This window comes from Arhodomonas sp. AD133 (assembly GCF_051195215.1).
In the GTDB taxonomy this organism is placed as follows: domain Bacteria; phylum Pseudomonadota; class Gammaproteobacteria; order Nitrococcales; family Nitrococcaceae; genus Arhodomonas.
The window spans coordinates 1-1460 of the sequence record NZ_JBNAZM010000139.1; the positions used below are offsets into that span (position 1 = coordinate 1).

The following is a 1460-nucleotide window of genomic DNA, read 5'->3' on the forward strand; positions in this document are numbered from 1 at the left end:
TTTCTCGCCGAGGGCGAGGCGCCGCTGCAGTGGGTGGCGCGTCACGTGGAGCTGCCGTGGACGGAAGCGGACTGGCGCGGGCGCGCGGATCAGGCCGAGGCGCTGGAGCGTCTCGCCGAGACACAGCAGCGCCCGTTCGCGCTGGCCGAACCGCCGTTGATGCGCTTTGCGCTGATCCGCACCGGCGAGCGGTGTCACCACTTCATCTGGAGCCTGCATCACCTGCTGCTCGATGGCTGGAGCACCTCGCAGCTGATGGGCGAGGTGCTGCGGTACTACGCCGGCGAGGCGCTGGCGGCGCCGGCGGGAGGATACCGCGACTACATCGCCTGGCTGCAGGGGCGCGACTCGGGGGAGGCGTTCTGGCGCGAGCAGCTGGCGCGCCTGGCGGCGCCGACGCGGCTGGCGGACGCGCTGCCGGTGCCGCGGGAGCCAGCCCCGGGCCATGGCGAGGTGGCGGTGACGCTGGACGAGGCGAGCGTTGAGCGGCTGACGGCTTTCGCCCAGCGCACGCGGGTGACGGTGAACACCCTGGTGCAGGGGGCGTGGGCGTTGGTGCTGTCGCGCTACACCGGCGAGCGCACGGTGAGCTTCGGGGCGACCGTGGCGGGGCGGCCGGGGGAGCTGCCGGGTGCCGAGCGGATGCTGGGGCTATTCATCAACACATTGCCGGTGATCGTGACCGTGGACCCGGCGGCCACGCCGGCGGCGTTGCTCACCGGGGTGCAGGCGACGAACCTGGCGCTGCGCGAGTACGAGCACACGCCGCTCTACGAAATCCAGCGCTGGGCGGGTTATGGCGGCCAGGGGCTGTTCGACAGCCTCCTGGTCTTCGAGAACTACCCCGTGGACGAGGCTCTGGGAGACGCCTCACCAGGCGGCGTTTCGTTCAGCGACGTCCGCCATCAGGAAGCCACCAATTACCCGTTGGCGTTGGGGGTTCAAAGCGGCGAGACGATCAAGCTCAGCATCGGCTACTTGCGCGCTCACCTCGATGAGCCGACGGCCAATAGCGTGGCGCAACGATTGATGCACGTGCTACAGCAACTGGCCGATCCGCAGATGCGTTCCTTTGCCGAAGTCGAGTCGCTCGACGCGACCGAGCGTCGGCAGCTCGATTGCTGGGGTGTCAATCCGCGGCGTTACCCGAACCCGGAGCCGGTGCCCCGGCTGATCGAGCGCCAGGCGGCGGCGACGCCGCAGGCGCCGGCGGTGGTTTTCGGGGCGCAGGTGCTTACCTATGCCGAGCTCAATGCCCGCGCCAACCGCCTGGCGCACGCGCTCATCGCCCGGGGCGTGGGCCCGGAGACGCGGGTGGGCGTGGCCATGGAGCGCTCGCCCGAGCTCGTGGTGGGGCTGCTGGCGGTTCTCAAGGCCGGCGGTGCGTACGTACCGCTGGACCCTGAGCACCCGCGCGAGCGGCTGGCCTACCTCATCGAAGACAGCGGCATCGCCCTGTT

1 protein-coding gene is annotated in these 1460 nt (G+C 70.5%); it reads left to right on the forward strand.

All coding sequences use genetic code 11. The annotated features are described in order from the left end of the window. On the forward strand, positions 1-1460 hold a 1460-nt coding region (locus ACPEES_RS23355; protein ID WP_435106904.1), incomplete at both ends, for a condensation domain-containing protein.